This is a genomic window from Promicromonospora sp. MS192 (assembly GCF_049532985.1).
Classification (GTDB): Bacteria; Actinomycetota; Actinomycetes; order Actinomycetales; family Cellulomonadaceae; genus Promicromonospora.
This window is the reverse complement of sequence record NZ_CP186693.1, coordinates 4,886,139-4,905,174: the sequence shown is the minus strand read 5'-3', so window position 1 is coordinate 4,905,174 and position 19,036 is coordinate 4,886,139. Positions and strand designations below refer to the sequence as shown.

17 protein-coding genes and 2 tRNA genes are annotated in these 19,036 nt (G+C 69.5%); 16 read left to right on the top strand and 3 right to left on the bottom strand.

The annotated features are described in order from the left end of the window. Positions 1-319 precede the first annotated feature (319 nt). From dnaN to ACO229_RS21880, 4 genes are all read left to right on the top strand, one after another. Positions 320-1,453 (top strand): DNA polymerase III subunit beta, encoded by a 1,134-nt coding sequence (gene dnaN / locus ACO229_RS21895; RefSeq protein ID WP_397412187.1) that lies wholly within the window; start codon positions 320-322, stop codon positions 1,451-1,453. Between the two features lie 138 nt (positions 1,454-1,591). Further along, positions 1,592-2,488 (top strand): phosphogluconate dehydrogenase (NAD(+)-dependent, decarboxylating), encoded by an 897-nt coding sequence (gnd, locus tag ACO229_RS21890; RefSeq protein WP_397412189.1) that lies wholly within the window; start codon positions 1,592-1,594, stop codon positions 2,486-2,488. A gap of 28 nt (positions 2,489-2,516) precedes the next feature. Then, positions 2,517-3,755 (top strand): DNA replication/repair protein RecF, encoded by a 1,239-nt coding sequence (gene recF / locus ACO229_RS21885; RefSeq protein WP_423465331.1) that lies wholly within the window; start codon positions 2,517-2,519, stop codon positions 3,753-3,755. Positions 3,756-3,774: 19 nt separating this feature from the next. Further along, positions 3,775-4,290: a DUF721 domain-containing protein gene (locus ACO229_RS21880; protein ID WP_423462783.1), complete on the top strand. Its 516-nt coding sequence runs from the start codon at positions 3,775-3,777 to the stop codon at positions 4,288-4,290. A gap of 186 nt (positions 4,291-4,476) precedes the next feature. On the opposite strand, the gene ACO229_RS21875 is transcribed toward ACO229_RS21880, so the two are convergent. Then, complete coding sequence (locus tag ACO229_RS21875) at positions 4,477-5,445, bottom strand: hypothetical protein (RefSeq protein WP_423462782.1); 969 nt, start codon at positions 5,443-5,445, stop codon at positions 4,477-4,479. Positions 5,446-5,769: 324 nt separating this feature from the next. On the opposite strand from ACO229_RS21875, the gene gyrB reads away from it, so the two are divergent. The 7 genes from gyrB (at position 5,770) to ACO229_RS21840 (ending at position 13,929) form a co-directional block, all read left to right on the top strand. Continuing rightward, positions 5,770-7,914 (top strand): DNA topoisomerase (ATP-hydrolyzing) subunit B, encoded by a 2,145-nt coding sequence (gene gyrB / locus ACO229_RS21870; RefSeq protein ID WP_397412195.1) that lies wholly within the window; start codon positions 5,770-5,772, stop codon positions 7,912-7,914. 79 nt (positions 7,915-7,993) lie between these two features. Beyond that, positions 7,994-10,654 carry a DNA gyrase subunit A gene (gene gyrA, locus ACO229_RS21865; RefSeq protein WP_397412197.1) on the top strand — a complete coding sequence of 887 codons (2,661 nt, stop codon included), beginning with the start codon at positions 7,994-7,996 and terminating at the stop codon, positions 10,652-10,654. Beyond that, a complete protein-coding gene (locus ACO229_RS21860) occupies positions 10,654-12,039 on the top strand; it encodes a DUF3566 domain-containing protein (RefSeq protein WP_423462781.1) in 1,386 nt (461 codons plus the stop codon). Before gyrA ends, ACO229_RS21860 begins: the two co-directional genes overlap by 1 nt. Before the next feature lie 140 nt (positions 12,040-12,179). Beyond that, a tRNA-Ile gene (locus tag ACO229_RS21855) sits at positions 12,180-12,253 on the top strand. Positions 12,254-12,289: 36 nt separating this feature from the next. After that, complete coding sequence (locus tag ACO229_RS21850) at positions 12,290-12,409, top strand: DLW-39 family protein (RefSeq protein WP_253836205.1); 120 nt, start codon at positions 12,290-12,292, stop codon at positions 12,407-12,409. Between the two features lie 11 nt (positions 12,410-12,420). Then, positions 12,421-12,493: transfer RNA gene (locus tag ACO229_RS21845), tRNA-Ala, on the top strand. Between the two features lie 233 nt (positions 12,494-12,726). Further along, positions 12,727-13,929, top strand: coding sequence for a beta-1,3-glucanase family protein (locus ACO229_RS21840; protein ID WP_423462780.1), 1,203 nt, complete (start codon positions 12,727-12,729; stop codon positions 13,927-13,929). A gap of 102 nt (positions 13,930-14,031) precedes the next feature. Here ACO229_RS21840 and ACO229_RS21835 read toward each other — a convergent pair whose 3' ends face one another. Further along, a complete protein-coding gene (locus tag ACO229_RS21835) occupies positions 14,032-15,075 on the bottom strand; it encodes a hypothetical protein (RefSeq protein ID WP_397429254.1) in 1,044 nt (347 codons plus the stop codon). Positions 15,076-15,198: 123 nt separating this feature from the next. Between ACO229_RS21835 and ACO229_RS21830 the strand changes: the two genes are divergently transcribed. Then, the gene (locus ACO229_RS21830; RefSeq protein ID WP_253836220.1) at positions 15,199-15,738 is read left to right on the top strand and encodes a peptidylprolyl isomerase; all 540 of its coding nucleotides are present in this window, start codon (positions 15,199-15,201) and stop codon (positions 15,736-15,738) included. 100 nt (positions 15,739-15,838) lie between these two features. Beyond that, positions 15,839-16,726, top strand: a complete 888-nt coding sequence (locus tag ACO229_RS21825; protein ID WP_423462779.1) for a rhomboid family intramembrane serine protease — start codon at positions 15,839-15,841, stop codon at positions 16,724-16,726. 87 nt (positions 16,727-16,813) lie between these two features. On the opposite strand, the gene ACO229_RS21820 is transcribed toward ACO229_RS21825, so the two are convergent. Then, entirely contained in the window at positions 16,814-17,086 is a 273-nt protein-coding gene (locus ACO229_RS21820; protein WP_397412207.1) for a cell division protein CrgA, read from the bottom strand. A gap of 143 nt (positions 17,087-17,229) precedes the next feature. Here ACO229_RS21820 and ACO229_RS21815 point away from each other — a divergent pair, with 143 nt between their 5' ends. From ACO229_RS21815 to ACO229_RS21805, 3 genes are read left to right on the top strand one after another with little or no spacing between them, the layout of a single operon-like run. Then, positions 17,230-18,042, top strand: a complete 813-nt coding sequence (locus ACO229_RS21815) for a DUF881 domain-containing protein (protein WP_423462778.1) — start codon at positions 17,230-17,232, stop codon at positions 18,040-18,042. Further along, positions 18,039-18,872 (top strand): class E sortase, encoded by an 834-nt coding sequence (locus tag ACO229_RS21810; RefSeq protein ID WP_397412211.1) that lies wholly within the window; start codon positions 18,039-18,041, stop codon positions 18,870-18,872. Before ACO229_RS21815 ends, ACO229_RS21810 begins: the two co-directional genes overlap by 4 nt. After that, complete coding sequence (locus tag ACO229_RS21805) at positions 18,872-19,030, top strand: hypothetical protein (protein ID WP_397412212.1); 159 nt, start codon at positions 18,872-18,874, stop codon at positions 19,028-19,030. Before ACO229_RS21810 ends, ACO229_RS21805 begins: the two co-directional genes overlap by 1 nt. Positions 19,031-19,036 lie beyond the last annotated feature (6 nt).

Sequence of the window (19,036 nt, the reverse complement as noted above, 5' to 3'; positions counted from 1 at the left end):
AGAATCGGCTTCCACAGGAGCCCCTAGTTCTTGCACAGTCGGACCCACAGCTCCTCCACAGCGAAAAATGGGCCCTGACCTGCGAGAACACCCGATATCCCCAGTTTCCACAACACCGACTACTACTACGACATCTATCTATCAGGGGGAATCCACACGCCTTCATCAGGCGATCCGAGCGCTCGCCGACACTCTTCGAACACTAGTACGACACGTGCCGTGGAGTCCATCCACAAGCCATCGGTCTCGAGTGCCACCAGGTCATCAACTCGCGTAGGGTTTCCTTCGACAGCCCAGGAACAAGAGGAGATGCAACGGCATGAAGTTCAGGGTCGAGCGCGACGTCCTCGCTGATGCCGTGACATGGACCGCTCGCACGCTCCCCACGCGTCCCCCGGCTCCTGTGCTCGCGGGTGTGCGCATCGAGGCGGACGCGCAGGGTGTGATCAACCTCGCCAGCTTCGACTACGAGACCTCGGCGCGGTCCGAGATCCCTGCGGAGGTCGCGGAGCCCGGCACGGTCCTGGTGTCGGGACGCCTGCTCGCGGAGATCTCACGTGCGCTGCCCAACAAGCCGGTCGACGTGGCACTCGAAGGCAGCAAGGTCATCGTCACCTGCGGTGCCAGCCGCTTCACTCTCCTCACCATGCCTGTGGACGAGTACCCCGCTCTCCCGGGCCTCCCGGAGGTCAGCGGCACGGTTTCCGGCGACGCGTTCACCCACGCCGTCGCGCAGGTGACCGTCGCCGCCAGCCGTGACGACACGCTCCCGCTGCTCACCGGCGTCCGGGTCGAGATCGAGGGCGAGCGCATCACGCTGCTGTCCACCGACCGGTACCGCCTCGCCCTCCGGGAGCTCACCTGGACGCCGGCCACGCCCGGCTTCTCCGCGGTGGCCCTGGTCCGCGCGCGCACGCTCAACGACGTCGCCAAGTCCCTCGGGTCCGGTGGCGGTCTCGTCAACGTCGGTCTGTCCACAGGCCAGGGCCTGGACCTCGTCGGATTCGAGGCAGGCGGCCGCCAGACCACGTCGCAGCTTGTCGAGGGCGACTACCCCGCCGTCCGCCGGTTGTTCCCGGACAGCACACCGATTCACGCCGTCGTCGCGACGGCACCGCTGATCGAGGCGGCGAAGCGCGTGAGCCTGGTCGCGGAGCGCAACACCCCGATCCGCCTGTCGTTCAGCGAGGGGCAGGTGGTGCTCGACGCCGGTCACGGCGACGACGCGCAGGCCTCCGAGGCTCTTGAAGCCGTTCTGGTCGGCGAGGACATCGCGGTGGCGTTCAACCCGCAGTTCCTGCTCGACGGGCTCGGCGCCCTGGGCACGGACTTCGTCAGGCTCTCGTTCACGCACCCCAACAAGCCGGTGGAGTTCACCGGGCAGGGCAGCCTGGACGGTGAGGACGACTCCTCGTACCGGTACCTGCTGGTGCCGATCCGCTTCACGGGCTGATGTCGCGGGCCCGCCGCTGACGAGCCCGATATCCACAGCCTGTGAGTTCCCGGTCCGGGCAGCGGCCCGGACACTCAGCCTGCACCAATGGCGGCCGCCACGAGCGAGCCCGTCGTTCGACCTGGAGGAAGCACGCACATGGTCACCCACATCGGCCTGGTCGGCCTGGGGAAGATGGGCAACAACATGCGGTCCCGCCTGCGCAAGGGCGGGATCGAGGTCACCGGGTTCGACCCCCGGCCGGAGGTGTCCGACGTGCCGACGCTCGCCGAGCTCGCCGCCGCGCTCCCGGCCGAGAAGCGGGTCGTGTGGGTCATGGTGCCCGCCGGCGACGCGACGCGCGGGGTGCTCGACCAGCTCGGTGAGATCCTCACCGAGGGCGACATCGTGATCGAAGGCGGTAACTCGCACTACGTCGAGGACCAGGAGCGCGCCGCGGAGCTCGCGGCGAAGGGCATCGGTTACCTCGATGTCGGTGTGAGCGGTGGTGTCTGGGGCCTGGAGAACGGCTACGGGCTCATGGTCGGTGGCTCGGCTGCCGACGTGGAGAGCGTCATGCCGGTCTTCGACGCGCTGCGTCCCGAGGGCCCCCGCGAGGAGGGCTTCGTGCACGCCGGCGGCGTCGGTGCGGGGCACTACGCCAAGATGGTCCACAACGGCATCGAGTACGGCCTCATGCAGGCCTACGCCGAGGGCTACGAGCTGCTCGCCGCGAAGTCGGACCTGATCGAGGACGTGCACGGCACGGTGCGGGCGTGGAGCCGCGGAACCGTTGTTCGTTCGTGGCTGCTGGACCTCATGGTCAAGGCTCTCGAGGAGGACCCGAAGCTGGCCCTGCTCGACGACTGGGTCGACGACTCGGGCGAGGGTCGCTGGACCGTGGACGAGGGCATCGACCTCGCGGTCCCGCTCCCCGTGATCTCCGCCGCACTGTTCGCGCGGTTCGCCTCCCGCCAGGAGCAGTCGCCGGCGATGAAGGCTGTCGCGGCCCTGCGTCAGCAGTTCGGTGGCCACGCGGTGAAGAAGGCGGACTAGCGGCCGGGACACGTACCATCACCTGTTGATGTACGTCTCCCACCTCTCCCTGCTGGACTTCCGGTCCTACGCGTCGGCCGACCTGGAGCTCGAACCGGGCGTCAACGCGTTCGTCGGGCGGAACGGCCGGGGCAAGACCAACCTCGTCGAGGCGATCGGCTACGTGGCCACGCTCGGATCGCACCGGGTCGCCACTGACGCCCCGCTGATCCGCTCGGGAGCGGAACGTGCGGTGGTCCGGACCCGGATCGTGCGCGGTGACCGCGCCAGCACCGTCGAGCTGGAGATCACGCAGGGCAAGGCGAACCGCGCCCGGATCAATCGTGGCCAGCAGGTCCGGGCGCGGGACGTGCTGGGGATCCTGCGGACCGTGCTCTTCGCACCGGAGGACCTCGCTCTCGTCAAGGGTGAGCCCGACGGCCGACGGCGGTTCATGGACCAGCTCCTGGTCCTGATGATGCCGCGCCTGTCCGCAGTGCTCTCCGACTACGAGCGGGTCCTCCGCCAACGGTCGGCGCTGCTGAAGTCGGCGAGGTCCGTGCGTCGGACGGGAGGGCCGGCGCGGACCGAGAGCTCGGCGGCGGCCGAGCTCGCGACGCTCGACGTCTGGGACGCGCGGCTCGCGGAGCTGGGGGCAGAGATCCTGGCTCTGCGCCTCCAGCTCGTCGACGCGCTGCGGCCCGCGGTCGCCGCCGCGTACGAGCAGGTGAGCGATGCCGACGGCGCCGCGGAGATCACCTACCGGTCGTCGCTGCCGGCTCTGGAGACCGGTCGTCCACCGATCTTGTCCACAGGCTCTGGGGATAACTCTGCGCACGTCGGACAGCTTCGTGACCTGCTGATGGAGGCCCTGGCCGCGGCCCGCCCGCAGGAGCTCGACCGCGGTGTGAGCCTCGTCGGACCGCATCGTGACGACCTGGTCCTGACGCTCGGCGGACTGCCGGCCAAGGGCTACGCGAGCCACGGCGAATCATGGTCGTTCGCGCTCGCGCTGCGGCTCGCGTCATACCGGCTCCTTGGCGGAGATCCGCAGAATTCAGCGGATTCACCTGCCTTCTGGGACCCTGATCTCGGAACGGACGCCGATCCGGTGCTGATCCTCGACGACGTGTTCGCCGAGCTGGACGTCCGGCGCCGCGAGCGGCTCGCGGACCTGGTGCTGCCCGCCCGACAGGTGCTGGTCACGGCAGCCGTTCCTGAGGACGTCCCGGTGGTTCTCGACGGAGTGCGGTTTCACGTGGAACCCGGGACGGTGACACGTGACTGACGACTCTCCACAGCCCCCTGTGGATAACTCGGAGCCCGAGCTGACCCCGGCGTCGGAGGTGGCGCGGGCCGCTCTCAACCGGGCCAAGGCGGCCGCCCGAGCGCGGGGTCTCCGGCCCGGCTCCCCGGCAAGGCGCTCCCCGCTCGCCGAGCCGAGGACGAGCGGTCCGGGGCCGGGAGCACGTGATCCGCAGCTGCTCGGTGCGGTCGTGGGCCGGTTTCTGCGCGAGAAGGGCTGGACCGAGGACGTCTCGGTCGGCGGGGTCATGGGCCGATGGCGTGAGGTCGTCGGCGCGGAGATCGCCGACCACTGCGTGCCGGAGACGTTCGAGGACAAGGTGCTCGTCGTCCGCGCTGACTCGACAGCGTGGGCCACGCAGCTTCGCCTGTTGGTGCCCGCACTCCTGAGGCGGATGTCGGAGGAGATCGGCGAGGGTGTGGTCGAGGAGGTCACGGTGCTCGGGCCGGCCGGTCCCGGGTTCCGCAGGGGGCCGAGGTCGGTACGCGGTCCGGGGCCTCGGGACACCTGGGGCTGAACGGCTCGCGACCGGCCGCCGATCCCGATGCCAACCACGGACGGGGCCGCTCGACGACCGCACGCGTATCGGCGGGCCTCCCCCGGTGCGCCCGTACGGAACGACCGATCGCGAGAACGACGAAGGGCTCCCCGGCCGAAGCCGGGGAGCCCTTGTCAGTGACGCGAGTGCGTCAGCCGGTCATGCTCAGGCGCCCTGCTGCATCCGCTTGCGGGCCCAGACCAGAGCCACGCCACCCACGGCGAGGAGCGCGGCGAACGCGACGGCACCGCCGACGGTCGCACCGGTCGCGGCGAGCACCGGCGGCTCCTCAGCAGCGGGGCTGGGGGACGCGGAGGGCTCGGCCGGAGCCGGGGGCACGGAGGCCTCGTCAGTCGGAGCGACCGACGGCTCGCTGGGCGTCGGGGTCGGGGACGGCGCCGGCTCGCACTCCTCCTCGAAGACGATCGCATCGACGGGCAGCAGCGCTGTGCCGTCGGGCTGGGGCTGATAGGCGCCCAGGTCCTCAGGGAAGGCATATGCGTCAGAGGTGAGCGCGGCGACGATGCCTGCCTCGGTCTTGGTGTAAGCGATCGCATCGGTGTTGGACGGGAGGACCACGTCGTCGAGGCTGGCAGCGCAGCCGGACACAGCCTCGGGGATCACCGGGGACACGAACTCGGCGGGCGGCGGGGTCTGACAGACACCGATCTGCCCCGACTCAGTGAAGTCGTACTGGTCGTCGTCGTACGCATCGACGGAGACGGTGAACTCGTGCGCCTCGTCGAGGGAGAGCTCATAGCGGCGATCGAACCCAGGCGAGAATTCCTCGTCCGTGACGGTCTCGCCGTCGATGACCACCGTCACCTTGGCACCGTCGTACCACTCAAGGTTCACGTTCACGAACCCGCAGTCGTAGGAGACGTTCTTGTTGTGCGCGGATGCGGGAGTCGCGGTGGCGACCATCCCGCCGAATGCCAGCACGGCGAGAGCGCCGCCGGCAAGAAGCTTCTTCACTCTGTTGCCCTTCGAAGAGAGACGGTGCGCGAAGTTGCGCAGCTGACCGGTCGGCGCTATTAGAGCAGAAAACGACAAATCAACGAAATGTCTCCTTCTGCGTGCAAATTGCCTGACCTTCGACAGGTCCGGGCATGGCCCTTCGCTGACGAACTGCACCGGTCCGCGGCGTACTCCGAACGCGTGTACGACCCGCCGTCCGGACCGTGCCGACCGAGCTGCCGACGCCCTTGACGAAGCCCGTGCGCGAGGGCCGTCCGGACGGGTTCCGAGAGCCCCGGGAACCCCTCCGAGACCCCAGAAATCACCCTGTGGAGAAAGGTTGTGGAGGAGTGGCCACAAACACCCCAGGATCCCGGGTTTTCGCCGCTCAGAAGGTAGTATGAGGGGGTCAACCGCGCCGGGTTCCCAGGATGGTCCTGAGGACCCGGAACGCTGAGCACCGACGAGCCGTCGGACCGTACGTCAGCACCCGAGCACGGCATGGATCCCAGGGGTCCGAGCCGCTCCCGCAACCGCTGGTACGTCCGTCGTCGTGCACATCGTGTGCCTGAAAGACGAGGAGCAACCCCGCCCGTGACAGAGCGAATCGACGGCGGCTACGACGCCGGGAACATCACCGTCCTGGAAGGTCTCGAGGCCGTTCGTAAGCGACCGGGCATGTATATCGGATCGACCGGTGAGCGTGGGCTCCACCACCTTGTGTACGAGATTGTGGATAACGCTGTGGACGAGGCTCTCGCGGGCCACGCCACCGAGATCGACGTGCGCCTCCTGCCCGACGGCGGCGTGCGCGTCACGGACGACGGCCGAGGCATCCCGGTCGCGATGCACCCGACCGAGGGCAAGCCCACCCTCGAGGTCGTCATGACGATCCTGCACGCCGGCGGCAAGTTCGGTGGTGGCGGTTACGCCGTCTCCGGCGGTCTGCACGGCGTCGGCATGTCCGTGGTGAACGCGCTGAGCACGCGCTTCGTCTCGGAGGTGCGCCGCGACGGGTACCACTGGCGCCAGGAGTACACCGAGGGCGGCAACCCGATCACCGAGGTCGAGCGCCTCGAGCCGCTCGCGGCGGACGAGCACACCGGAACCACCCAGACGTTCTGGGCCGACGGCTCGATCTTCGAGACCACGGAGTACGACTTCGAGACGCTCCGCGCCCGGTTCCAGCAGTACGCGTTCCTGAACAAGGGCCTGCAGATCACGCTCACCGACGAGCGCGCCGGCCACTCGTCCGCCACGGACGAGGTCGCCGGTGCCGAGCCGGAGACGCCGGCGGACGGCGTCGAGGGAGCCGAGGACGCGGACGGCCAGCCGGAGGGCGCGCGCACCGTCACGTACAAGTACGACGACGGCCTCATGGACTACGTGCACCACCTCAACTCGGCGAAGCGGGTGGAGCTCATCCACCCCGACGTCATCTCGTTCGAGAGCGAGGACCCGGAGCGCAAGATCGCCGTCGAGATCGCGCTCCAGTGGACCAGCGCCTACAGCGAGTCGGTGCACACCTTCGCGAACACCATCTCGACCACCGAGGGCGGTACGCACGAGGAGGGCTTCCGTGCGGCGATGACCACGCTGGTCAACAGCTACGCGCGCGACAAGGGCATCATCAAGGAGAAGGACGAGAACCTCACGGGTGACGACATCCGCGAGGGCCTCACCGCCGTCATCTCCGTGAAGCTCGGCGAGCCGCAGTTCGAGGGGCAGACCAAGACGAAGCTGGGCAACACGGAGGCGAAGACCTTCGTGCAGCGCGTCGTGCGCGAGCAGCTCACGGACTGGTTCGACGCGCACCCGAACGAGGCGCGCGACGTCATCCGCAAGGCGATCCAGGCCTCGCAGGCCCGCATCGCCGCCCGCAAGGCGCGCGAGGCGACCCGGCGCAAGGGCGTCCTCAACGGCGCCGCCATGCCGGGCAAGCTCAAGGACTGCCAGTCGCGGTTCCCGGACGAGTGCGAGATCTACGTGGTCGAGGGCGACTCGGCCGGCGGCTCGGCGGTGCGTGGGCGCAACCCGCACAACCAGGCGATCCTGCCGCTGCGCGGCAAGATCCTGAACGTCGAGCGGGCCCGCCTCGACAAGGCGCTCTCGAACGCCGAGGTCCAGGCGCTCATCACCGCCTTCGGCACGGGCATCGGCGAGGACTTCGACATCTCGAAGCTCCGGTACCACAAGATCGTGCTCATGGCCGACGCCGACGTCGACGGCCAGCACATCTGCACCCTGCTGCTCACGCTGCTGTTCCGGTACATGCGACCGCTCATCGAGCACGGGCACGTGTACCTGGCGCAGCCGCCGCTGTACCGGATCAAGTGGAGCAACGCCCCGCACGACTACGTGTACTCCGACCGGGAGCGCGACGCGTTCCTCGAGGCCGGTGCCGCGCAGGGCAAGCGCATCCCGAAGGACAACGGCATCCAGCGGTACAAGGGTCTCGGCGAGATGGACTACTCCGAGCTCTGGGACACCACCATGGACCCGGACCACCGGACGCTGCTGCAGGTCACCATGGACGACGCGGCCGCTGCCGACGAGATCTTCTCCGTCCTCATGGGCGAGGACGTCGAGTCCCGGCGCACCTTCATCCAGCGCAACGCCAAGGACGTGCGGTTCCTCGATATCTGAGGAGCGAGCTTGCGGGCCCGGCAGATATCGACGTGAGACGAAGTGACACGCCCACCGGCGTGGAAAGGAAGTACGAACGGTGACGGACGAGACCCCCGGCGTGGAGAACCCCGACGACGGCATGCCCACCGAGGACGCACGCGTCGCGGTGCACCACGGCCGCGTCGAGCAGGTGGACCTGCAGCTCGAGATGCAGCGGTCGTACCTCGACTACGCGATGAGCGTGATCGTGGGCCGTGCACTGCCCGACGTGCGGGACGGCCTCAAGCCGGTGCACCGCCGCGTCATCTACGCCATGTACGACGGCGGGTACCGGCCGGACCGCGCGTTCTCCAAGTGCTCGCGCGTCGTCGGCGACGTCATGGGCAAGTACCACCCGCACGGTGACACCGCGATCTACGACACCCTGGTGCGGCTGGTGCAGGACTGGGTGCTGCGCTACCCGCTGGTCGCGGGCCAGGGGAACTTCGGCTCGCCGGGCAACGACCCGGCCGCCGCCCCGCGGTACACCGAGTGCAAGATGGCACCGCTCGCCCTGGAGATGGTGCGTGACATCGAGAAGGGCACCGTCGACTTCCGGCCGAACTACGACGGCCGCACGCAGGAGCCGGTGGTGCTCCCCGCGCGCATCCCGAACCTGCTGGTCAACGGCTCGGCCGGCATCGCCGTCGGCATGGCCACGAACATCCCGCCGCACAACCTGCGGGAGGTGGCGGACGGCGTCCGCTGGTACCTCGCCAACCCCGAGGCGTCGCGCGAGGAGCTCCTGGAGGCGCTGCTGCAGCGCATCAAGGGGCCGGACTTCCCGACCGGCGCACAGATCCTGGGTCACAAGGGCATCGAGGACGCCTACCGCACCGGCCGCGGCTCCATCACGATGCGCGCCGTCGTGAACGTCGAGGAGATCCAGAACCGGATCTGCCTGGTCGTCACCGAGCTGCCGTACATGGTCAACCCGGACAACCTGGCCTCCAAGATCGCGGACCTCGTCAACGACAACCGCATCCAGGGCATCGCTGACATCCGCGACGAGACGTCGGGCCGCACCGGTCAGCGCCTGGTGATCGTGCTCAAGCGCGACGCCGTCGCGAAGGTCGTGCTGAACAACCTCTACAAGCACACCCAGCTCCAGGAGAACTTCAGCGCGAACATGCTCGCACTCGTCGACGAGGTGCCTCGCACCCTCAGCATCGACGCTTTCGTGCGGCACTGGACCACGCACCAGATCGAGGTCGTGCGCCGGCGAACCGAGTACCTCCTGAAGGAGGCGCAGGACCAGATCCACATCTACGAGGGCTACCTCAAGGCCCTCGACGCGCTGGACGAGGTCATCGCCCTGATCCGCCGCTCCCCCGATGCCGACCAGGCACGGGCCGGCCTGATGGACCTGCTGACGATCGACGAGCAGCAGGCCAACGCGATCCTGGCGCTGCAGCTCCGCCGGCTGGCGGCCCTCGAGCGGCAGAGGATCCTGGACGACCACGCGAAGCTCCAGGCCGAGATCGACGACTACCAGGACATCCTCGCCAAGCCCGAGCGGCAGCGCTCCATCGTGGGCGAGGAGCTCGACGAGGTCACCGACCGCTGGGGCGACGAGCGCCGCACCACGATCCTCCCCTACGACGGCGACATGTCCATGGAGGACCTGATCCCCGAGGAGGACGTGGTCGTCACGATCACGCGCGGCGGATACGCCAAGCGGACCCGGACGGACAACTACCGCTCGCAGAAGCGTGGCGGCAAGGGTGTGCGCGGCGCGCAGCTGCGCGAGGACGACATCGTGGACCACTTCTTCACGACGACGACCCACCACTGGATGCTGTTCTTCACCAACCTCGGCCGCGTCTACCGGGCCAAGGGCTACGAGCTCCCCGAGGGCGGCCGGGACGCGAAGGGGCAGCACGTCGCGAACCTGCTGGCCTTCCAGCCCGGCGAGAAGATCGCCCAGGTGCTCGACATCCCCGACTACGAGGCGGCGGACTACCTGGTCCTGGCGACCCGGCGAGGACTCGTGAAGAAGACCCGCCTCGGCGAGTACAACTCGCCCCGCTCGGGCGGCCTCATCGCGATCAACCTGCGCGAGGACGCCGACGGCGCCGCGGACGAGCTGGTCTCGGCCCGCCTGGTGAATGCGGACGACGACCTCATCCTGGTGTCGCGCAAGGGGCAGTCCATCCGCTTCCACGCCGACGACGAGTCGATCCGCCCGCTGGGCCGCGCCACCTCGGGCGTCACCGGCATGAAGTTCCGCGAGGACGACGAGCTGCTCGCCGCCGACGTCGTGGTCGAGGGTGCGGACCTGTTCGTGGTCACGGAGGGCGGCTTCGCCAAGCGCACGCGCATCTCCGAGTACCGGATCCAGGGACGCGGCGGCCTCGGCATCAAGGTGGCCAACCTGGTGGAGGCACGGGGTGATCTTGTGGGGGCTCTCGTCACGCATGCGGACGACGAAGTCCTTGTGATCATGGAGCGCGGCAAGATCGTGCGGTCCGCGGTGGCCGAGGTCAACCTCACCGGGCGGAACACTCAGGGGGTAACCTTCGCGAAGCCGGACAAGGGGGACAGGATCATCGCCGTCGCGCGCAACGCGGAGCGTGAGGACGCGGGCGATGTGCCGAACGCGACGGAGGACATCTCCGACGCCGAGTCCGCCGAGCGGGTTACGGTGGAAGAGATCCCGACCCCCGACGAAGTTCCGAGCACCCCTGAGCAGGACAGCACCGGACGCGAGGACAGCTGATGACGAGTGACAAGAGCGGGCCCGTGCGTACGGCGTCGCCCGAGCTCGACGAGGACCTGGACGACACCAGGGTCCGCAAGGACGTGACCCGGGAGACGGCCTCGGCCGAGACCCCGGAGACGGAGCCGGCAGGGGCCGGCTCGGGCAAGAGCTCCGCGTCGACCTCGTCCGACGGATCCGATGCCGAGACGACCGGTGACGGCGCCCCGAAGAGCGACCTGACGGCAGAGCCGATCACGGTGGCGGCTCCTGCGACCGGGACGCCGGCGCCCGCCGGCAGCACGCCTCCGGCCCCCGGATCGGCGCCGTCCGCGCCGGCCAAGCCCGCGTCGTCGGCCAAGCCAGGGCCCGCGAAGCCCGGGCCCGCCAAGCCCGGTCCGGCAGCCAAGCCCGCGGCCGCCTCGTCCGCGCCCGCAGCGGCGGCCGAGCCGCCCGTGCCGCCCGCTCCCGACGAGCCCGGCACGGCCGTGCCCACCACCGGTGGGATCTGGCGTTCCGCCTACGAGGCCGGGCGTTCCGAGAAGGAGTCCCGGCCCTCGGCCGCGTCGGGTCCGCGCGACGCGAAGGCTCCGGCCGGGCTCGTCTCCGCGATCGGGCGGGCATCGGCGAACGCCGATGCCGCGACCGGGTCGACCTCGGACGCCGCGGGGACCACGTCCGATGCGCCGCGCGAGGCCGGCACCAACCCGAAGTCCTGGAACCGGGTCCCCGCTCCCGACGCCCCGCCCGCTCCCCCGGCACCCGCCGGCGAGGGGACGGACGGCGTCCGGGCAGGCGCGATGAAGGCTGCGCAGGCCGCCCTCGACGCTGCCCGCAGCGCCGCCAAGAAGGTGTCGTCGATCATGCCTGACGAGGACGAGCGGCCGACGGCCGCGCCGAGCACCGCCAACGCCCGGCCCGAGATGCACTACACGGCGGCGGGCGTGCGGGGCACCGCCACGCCGGCCGCCGCGGGTGCGGCCGGCACGCAGCAGCGGCCGGCATCCGTACCCACGCCCGAGGTGCCGCGTCCGGCTCCGGCGGGTCCGCGCCGCGTCCGGCTCGCGATCTCGCGGGTCGACCCGTGGTCGGTCATGAAGCTGGCGTTCCTGCTGGCCGTCGCGATCGCGATCATGACCGTGGTGGCCACGGCGGTGTTCTGGTCCGTGCTGGACGGCTTCGGTGTGTTCACCACGGTGCAGAGCTTCGTCGAGGACGCCGTGGGACCGCAGAGCAACGTGAACCTCACGCAGTTCGTGGAGTTCCCCCGCGTCATCTCGCTCGCGACCCTGGTCAGCATCTGCAACATCGTGCTGCTCACGGCCATCGCGACGATTATGGCGTTCCTGTACAACATCACCGCAGCGCTGGTGGGCGGCGTCCACCTCACGCTGACGGACGACTGACCAGCACGACTCCGAGCGTTCCTGTGCGCCGCAGCGCACGGCTCGACGCACGTCACACTGCAGACCACCATTTCGGTTTGGGACATCGTCCCGACCTGGGGTAATCTCCAGTGTCGCGACAGCGTGCCGAACGCTCGCACGGGGCTATAGCTCAGACGGTTAGAGCGCTTCCCTGATAAGGAAGAGGTCGGAGGTTCAAGTCCTCCTAGCCCCACTCCCCGGACCCGCCGAGGCTCCTCAGGAGGAACTCGTGAAGAAGCTGCTGATCGTGCTGCTCGCCGCTGGCGCCGGTTATGTCCTCTGGCGCAAGCTCAACGAGGACGCGTCCGGTCGCGACCTCTGGTCCGAGGTCACCGACTCGATCGACTGAGTGCCCTCAGCGGGGCCATGGCGCAATTGGTAGCGCACCTGCTTTGCAAGCAGGGGGTTGCGGGTTCGAGTCCCGCTGGCTCCACACCCACAGAAGCCCGGATACGTCCGGGCTTCTGTCGTTTCCGGGGTCGGCTCCTCATCCGTAGGAACACGTAGGCCGGACCTGTGGGATACCCCTATGTTTGCCTGAACCGGGCCTTTTTCACCCCCGATCGGGCGTCGGCTACTGACAAGGTAGGACTCCTTCCATAACCTCGAACGCGAGGGGCACGCACCATCCAACTGACCGGCCCCTCGCAATTCGAGGAGGACCGAGTGACCCTGACCAGGAAACTCATCGGCACTGCCGCCGCACTGACCGCAGCCCTGTCGGCCGCCGTGGTCGCCACCCCGTCCGCCACCGCAGTTCCTGACACCATCCCGCTGACGATCACGAACGACTCGGGTCGCAGCGACGAGGTGTTCGTCTACGTTCTCGGGGAGCAGGGCGGCCAGCTCGGCTACGCCGACGCCGCCGGAACCTTCCACGCGTGGCCGGACGCCGGAAGCGTCCCTGAGCCGGCGCCCGACGCGTCGATCGCGGGCCCGGCCGACGGCCAGGACATCACGATCCAGATGCCCAAGCTCTCGGGCCGGGTCTACTTCTCGTACGGCACCAAGCTGGACTTCAAGATCGTCAACGACGGTCAGCTCGTCCAGCCCGCCGTGCAGAACCCGAGCGACCCCAACCGCAACACGCTGTTCAACTGGACCGAGTACACGCTCAACGACTCCGGCCTGTGGATCAACAGCACGCAGGTCGACTTCTTCTCCGCGCCGTACCAGACGGGCCTGCGGTCCTCGAGCGGAGAGCTCATGCACACGGGGATGCTCAAGCCGGACGGGTGGGACAACGTCGTCTCGGCGCTCTCCCAGCAGGAGGGCTGGGACGGGCTCGCCCAGACCGGACCTGACGGCTCGGTCCTGCGTGTCCTCTCCCCCGGGCACGGAGTCGGCACGGGCCAGATCGACGCGAACGTCCTGTCGGACTACGTCGACCGTGTCTGGAGCAAGTACTCGGGCGAGACCCTGACGGTGGTGCCCTACGGCGACCAGCCGGAGAAGAAGTTCCTCGGCACGGTGTCGGGCGACACGATGACCTTCACGGACACGTCGGGCGCGGTGATCACCACGTTCCCGAAGCCCTCCGGTGAGTCAATCTTCGGCTGCGCCGGGGACCTCGCGGCACCGAACGACGACATCGGTGCCATCGCCCGCACCCTGTGCGCCGGCTTCAACCGGTCCTCGCTGCTCGACAGCACGACGCAACCCACCCAGGATCCGGCCGGCTTCTACCAGGACTCGGTGACCAACTACTACGCCAAGCACATCCACGAGCAGATGGCGGACGGCAAGGCCTACGCCTTCGCGTTCGACGACGTCGTCAACCAGGAGTCGCTCGTCCACGACGGCGACCCGACCGAAGCGTTCATCCAGCTCGACCCCTTCGCCGGGGCAGCCACCCCCATCGGCGGGTGATCCCTGGGGCGGAGCTCGCCCCGCGCGACACAAGGGCGCCTGCCCGGCCACGCACGAGATGCGTGGCCGGGCAGGCGCCCTGCTCTGTCCCCCCGAGGAGGGTCAGCTCTCCTTCTTGCTGTTCCCCGACTCGGCCGGCGTCTCGACCGGAGGGACCTCGTCCACGAGCGGCTGCTCCGTGGGAGCGCCCGGCTCGGCGGGCAGCCCGGGCTCGGTCGGCTCGGGTGTGGTCTCCGGCGGAGCCGCGGCGGTGTCGCTGCCGTGCCGGCCGCTCTTCTGCGTGGCGTCGGCCACTGCGGCACCCGCCTTCTGCGCGGTCGCCTTGGCGGCGTCGACCACGGGTGCCGCCTTCTCCTTGGCCGCGTCGAGCACCGGTGCCGCCTTCTCCAGCACGGGCCCGGCCTTCTCCTTGGCGGCCTCGAACGCAGGGCTCGCCGCCGAGTAGGCACGCGCCCCCAGGTCCTTGGCCGTCTGCGCCGCCTTGGCCCCGGCCTCCCGGCCCTTCGCGACGGCGGAGCCCGCCGCCGCGCCGATCCCGGAGGAGGTCCGTGTGCTGTCGGAGTAGTCGGCTCCCGCCGCCTGCTCCCACGGCTCGGCCCACGGGTCGGTCTGCGGCTGAGCACGCTTCCAGAACACGTACCCCGCGACGGCTGCCCCACCGGCGACCAGCGCGATCACCCAGCCCTTCCGCGAGCCCTTCCTCCCGGCCTTGTCCGCCGCCTCGGTCACGGTCTCGGCCAGCGACGCCTTGCCCTGCGCCGCGGCGGCACTGGACGCCGCGGCGTTGAACGAGGCGACCATCTTGGGCAGCAGGTCGTCCACGAGCTTGTCGTGCGCCGAGTCGATGAGCGGCGCCGCCTTGCTCGCGGCCTTCTCGACCTGGGGTGCGGCTGCCTGGACGCTGTCCTGCCACGCCTTCTCGGCGCGCGGGGTCAACCAGGCGATGAAGTCGTTCACCCGCGGCTGCGCCCAGTCCTTGGCGTGCACGGCGCGGTCCTTGGCCTGTGCCGCGAACGAGCCGGCCTGGACGGCGGCCTTGGAGCTGACGTCGGAGAGCAGGGCGGTGGCTTCCGCGGCCTTCTCCTTGACCTTCTCGGTGTCGATCTTGTTCGTGTCCACGTAGTCGGTCACCTTCTTGCGGGTCATGAAGCTTCCCCCGAACTGTTCAAATACTCCTCAAGGTGCCACTCTGCCATCGTCACGGCCTCCTTGCGAGGGCGAGCGCCGTGGATGCAGCACCAGCGGGCCGCTCCGTGGGAGGATTGATACATGTTCGCAATCCTGCACACCACCTCCGGTGACATCCGCATCGAGCTCTTCCCGAACCACGCGCCCAAGACCGTCGAGAACTTCGTCGGCCTCGCGACGGGCGAGAAGGCCTGGACGGACCCGCGGACGGGTGAGGAGCGCAAGGACCCGTTCTACGACGGCCTCATCTTCCACCGCGTCATCGACGACTTCATGATCCAGGGCGGCTGCCCGCTCGGGACGGGAACCGGCGGACCTGGGTACACGTTCAACGACGAGATCCACCCGGAGCTCCAGTTCACCGAGAAGTACCTCCTTGCGATGGCCAACGCCGGCAAGCGCCGCAACCCGGTCACCGGCGAGATCGAGGGCACCAACGGCTCGCAGTTCTTCCTCACCACGGCCGAGACGCCGTGGCTGAACGGCAAGCACACCATCTTCGGCAAGGTGGCCGACGACGCGTCGCGCGAGGTCGTCGACACGATCGGCAAGACGCGGACGCGTCCTGGCGACCGCCCCGTCGAGGACATCACGATCACGTCGGTCACCATCGAGCCCTGAGCGACGGGGGTGGACGGCGGAGCCCACGCGGCTCCGCCGGACCAGCACGGCCCGGGGCACCTGACCACCTGAGGACCGAGGGGACTGAGGACGTATCGCGATGAACGACCCGGCCGCCGAGGAGCCGGCCGAGGCCGCGGCTCCCGTCTGCCCGCGCCATCCTGACCGCGTCGCCTACGTGCGCTGCCAGCGCTGCGGCCGGCCCGCCTGCCCGGAGTGCCAGCGGCCGGCGGCCGTCGGCGTGCAGTGCGTCGACTGCGTCCGCGAGTCGCGGCGTACCGCGCCTCGTGTGCGGACGATGTTCGGTGGTGCCGCGACCACCTCGGGTGCGGGCGGTCGTCCGGTCGTGACGTTCACCATCATCGGGCTCTGCGTGGCGAGCTGGCTGCTGCAGCTCGTGACGGGCGGCGAGTGGACGCACCTGCTGTGGTTCTGGCCGTGGGGTGGCGCCGTCGAGCCGTACCGCTTCCTGACGGCCTCGTTCCTGCACTCGACGTCGCCGCTGCACATCCTGTTCAACATGTACGCCCTGTGGATAACCGGTCAGTTCCTCGAGCCGCTGCTCGGCCGGCTGCGCTTCACGGTGCTGTGCCTGCTGTCCGCCATCGGTGGGTCGGTCGGCGTGCTGCTCCTGGCCGGTGATCCGTTCGGGTCCAGCGCGTGGGTGACGCCCGTCGTGGGTGCGTCCGGCATGGTGTTCGGCCTGTTCGGGGCGATGCTCCCGGTGCTGCGCCGGCTGGGCCGCAGCCTGGGTCAGGTGCTCGTGCTGCTGGCGATCAACGGGGCGATCGGCTTCTTCGTGCCGAACATCTCGTGGCAGGCGCACCTGGGTGGCCTCGTCACCGGAGCGCTCGTCGCGACGGCGTACGCGTACGCGCCGAAGGAGCGTCGCGCCGCCGTCGCATGGCTGGTCGCGGTGGGCGGGCTCGCGCTCCTGGCGGGGCTGGCGACGTGGCGTTACGCCTCACTGGGCGTGCTGGGGATCTAGCGCCGTCCTCTTTTCCCCAGCTTTACCCACAGCTGTGGATAAATGGGGATACAGCTCCGCGGCCGCCTCGACGCGGCCGCGGAGCCGCTACTTCCAGCGGGTCGTGAGCCCGAAACCGACGATGATCAGGCCGAAGCCCACCGCCAGGTTCCACTGCCCGATCTGCGGGATCGGCAGCCGGAGGTCCGCGCTCGTCAGGTAGAACGTCACGATCCAGGCCAGGCCGAGGATCATGAGGCCGAGCATGACCGGGGCCAGCCAGCGCGGGTTGACGGCCTCACCGGGCAGCGCGACCTTGGCCTCGGACTTCTCCGCCTTGGGTGCGGCCTTCTTCTTGTTGCGGGACTTCGACTCGGGCACGAGACGCGCTCCTGTCCTGGGTGATGGCCCCGCCGGGTGTGCCGGGCCGACGTCTGCTTTCTCGTGGACTAGCGTAGTGGTCCACAGGCCTTGAGCGTGACCAGACGTGTCCGCGGGTTTGACGATCGTTGCAGGAGGGGCGCGTGACCGGAGCTGAGCCGACGCCCGCGCCGTCAGCGCGGGCCGCGGGGGGTTTCCTTCGTGCCTCCGCCGGCGCGGGCTGGCGGTCGTGGCTCAGCGTGGGCGGGGTTGCCGTACTGGCCGGCCTCATGTTCAGCGCAAGTGCCCGGCTCGCCGACGGCGGCGGTGCGGACACCCGCGATCCACAGGACCTCGCACAGCTGGTGGACGCCGAGACGGCGCGCGTCGCCGAGCTCACCGACCGGTCTGGCGCGCTGGACCGCGAGATCGAGGCGCTCACCGCGCGGACGGGAGCCACGGTGCCGACGCCGCCCGCCGGGCTGGTGCGGCGCGAGGGCGTCGTGTCCGGGTCGGAGCCGGTGAGCGGTCCGGGTCTGACGGTCACGCTCGACGACGCGCCGTCGACCGCGGTGGGCGCGGGCCCCGGCGGCGTGGAGCCGCAGCCCGACGACCTGGTGGTGCACCAGCAGGACCTCCAGCACGTGATCAACGCGCTGTGGAGCGGCGGCGCCGAGGCCATGACCCTGCAGGGCGAGCGCGTGACGTCGACGTCCGCGTTCCGGTGCTCGGGCAACATCCTGCTGCTGCACGGCAAGGTCTTTTCACCCCCCTACGAGGTGACGGCCGTCGGCGACCCGGAGAAGATGGAGGCGTCGCTCGACCGGTCCGAGGGTGTGCAGACGTACCTGGAGTACGTCCAGTGGGTGCACCTGGGCTGGGACGTGCGGCACAGCGATCACCTGGACCTCCCCGCGTACGACGGCGGCGGTCTGCAGTATGCGACGGTTCCCGAGGGTACGGAGGTCTTTGGATGACCCACGCGCAGGCCGGTCACAACGTACCCCTGCCCCAGGAGGTGTTCCCGATCGCGTACCAGAGAGGCCCGTCCGGGATGGGTCCGCGCAACGCGCGCCGTCCCCAGGGCTCGTCCGGCCAGATGCGGCCGGTGGCCTGGCTGATCGGTGTGCTGGGTGAGCTCCTCGTGACGGCCGGCCTGGTGCTCGGACTGTTCGTGGTCTGGCAGCTCTGGTGGACCGATGTCGAAGGCGCGCGGGCGCAGAACGAGATCATCGCCCAGATGGACTGGGAGAGTGCCCCGTCCGGGCCGGCAACTGTCACCGAGCGGCGCGACGCGCCCCCGGTCATGAAGGAGCCGCCCGCCGAGGGCACGCTCTTCGCGCAGATGTACATCCCGCGGTTCGGCGACGACTACGTCAAGCCCGTCGCAGAGGGCACCGAGAAGGCGACGGTGCTCGACACCATCGGCATCGGGCACTACGTCGGCACGGCCATGCCGGGCGACCTCGGCAACTTCGCCGTTGCCGCGCACCGCACCACGTACGGCAAGCCGTTCAACAAGATCGCGGACCTCAAGACCGGTGACGCCGTCGTGGTCCGCACCGAGAAGACCTGGTACGTCTACAAGGTCACCGAGTCGAAGATCGTCTACCCGCAGAACGTCGAGGTGATCGCCCCGGTGCCCGGCGTGACGGCCGACCAGCCGATGCCCGAGCTGACCAAGCGGTTCATCACACTCACGTCGTGCCACCCGATGTTCTCCGCGACCGAGCGGTACATCGTGCACGGCGAGCTCGACTACTGGGCCCCGGTGGGCGAGGGCATGCCGAAGGAGCTGGTGAGCTGATGTACGGGCTGCTGTGGCGGGCCATCCCGGGCCCGGGATGGTTCAAGTTCCTGGTGTGCCTCGTGCTGGTGTTCGGCGTGGTCGCGGTGTGCTTCACGGAGTTCTTCCCGTGGCTCAGCGAGTACATGCCGTTCAACGACACGACCGTCGGCGCGTAGCATGCC

Excerpts from the sequence above, each read along its gene's own strand:
- dnaN (WP_397412187.1), top strand. The coding sequence starts at position 320 with ATGAAGTTCAGGGTCGAGCGCGACGTCCTCGCTGATGCCGTGACATGG.
- gnd (WP_397412189.1), top strand. The coding sequence starts at position 1,592 with ATGGTCACCCACATCGGCCTGGTCGGCCTGGGGAAGATGGGCAACAAC.
- recF (WP_423465331.1), top strand. The coding sequence starts at position 2,517 with ATGTACGTCTCCCACCTCTCCCTGCTGGACTTCCGGTCCTACGCGTCG.
- gyrB (WP_397412195.1), top strand. The coding sequence starts at position 5,770 with ATGGATCCCAGGGGTCCGAGCCGCTCCCGCAACCGCTGGTACGTCCGT.
- ACO229_RS21860 (WP_423462781.1), top strand. The coding sequence starts at position 10,654 with ATGACGAGTGACAAGAGCGGGCCCGTGCGTACGGCGTCGCCCGAGCTC.
- ACO229_RS21835 (WP_397429254.1), bottom strand. The coding sequence starts at position 15,075 with ATGACCCGCAAGAAGGTGACCGACTACGTGGACACGAACAAGATCGAC.
- ACO229_RS21830 (WP_253836220.1), top strand. The coding sequence starts at position 15,199 with ATGTTCGCAATCCTGCACACCACCTCCGGTGACATCCGCATCGAGCTC.
- ACO229_RS21825 (WP_423462779.1), top strand. The coding sequence starts at position 15,839 with ATGAACGACCCGGCCGCCGAGGAGCCGGCCGAGGCCGCGGCTCCCGTC.
- ACO229_RS21810 (WP_397412211.1), top strand. The coding sequence starts at position 18,039 with ATGACCCACGCGCAGGCCGGTCACAACGTACCCCTGCCCCAGGAGGTG.
- ACO229_RS21805 (WP_397412212.1), top strand. The coding sequence starts at position 18,872 with ATGTACGGGCTGCTGTGGCGGGCCATCCCGGGCCCGGGATGGTTCAAG.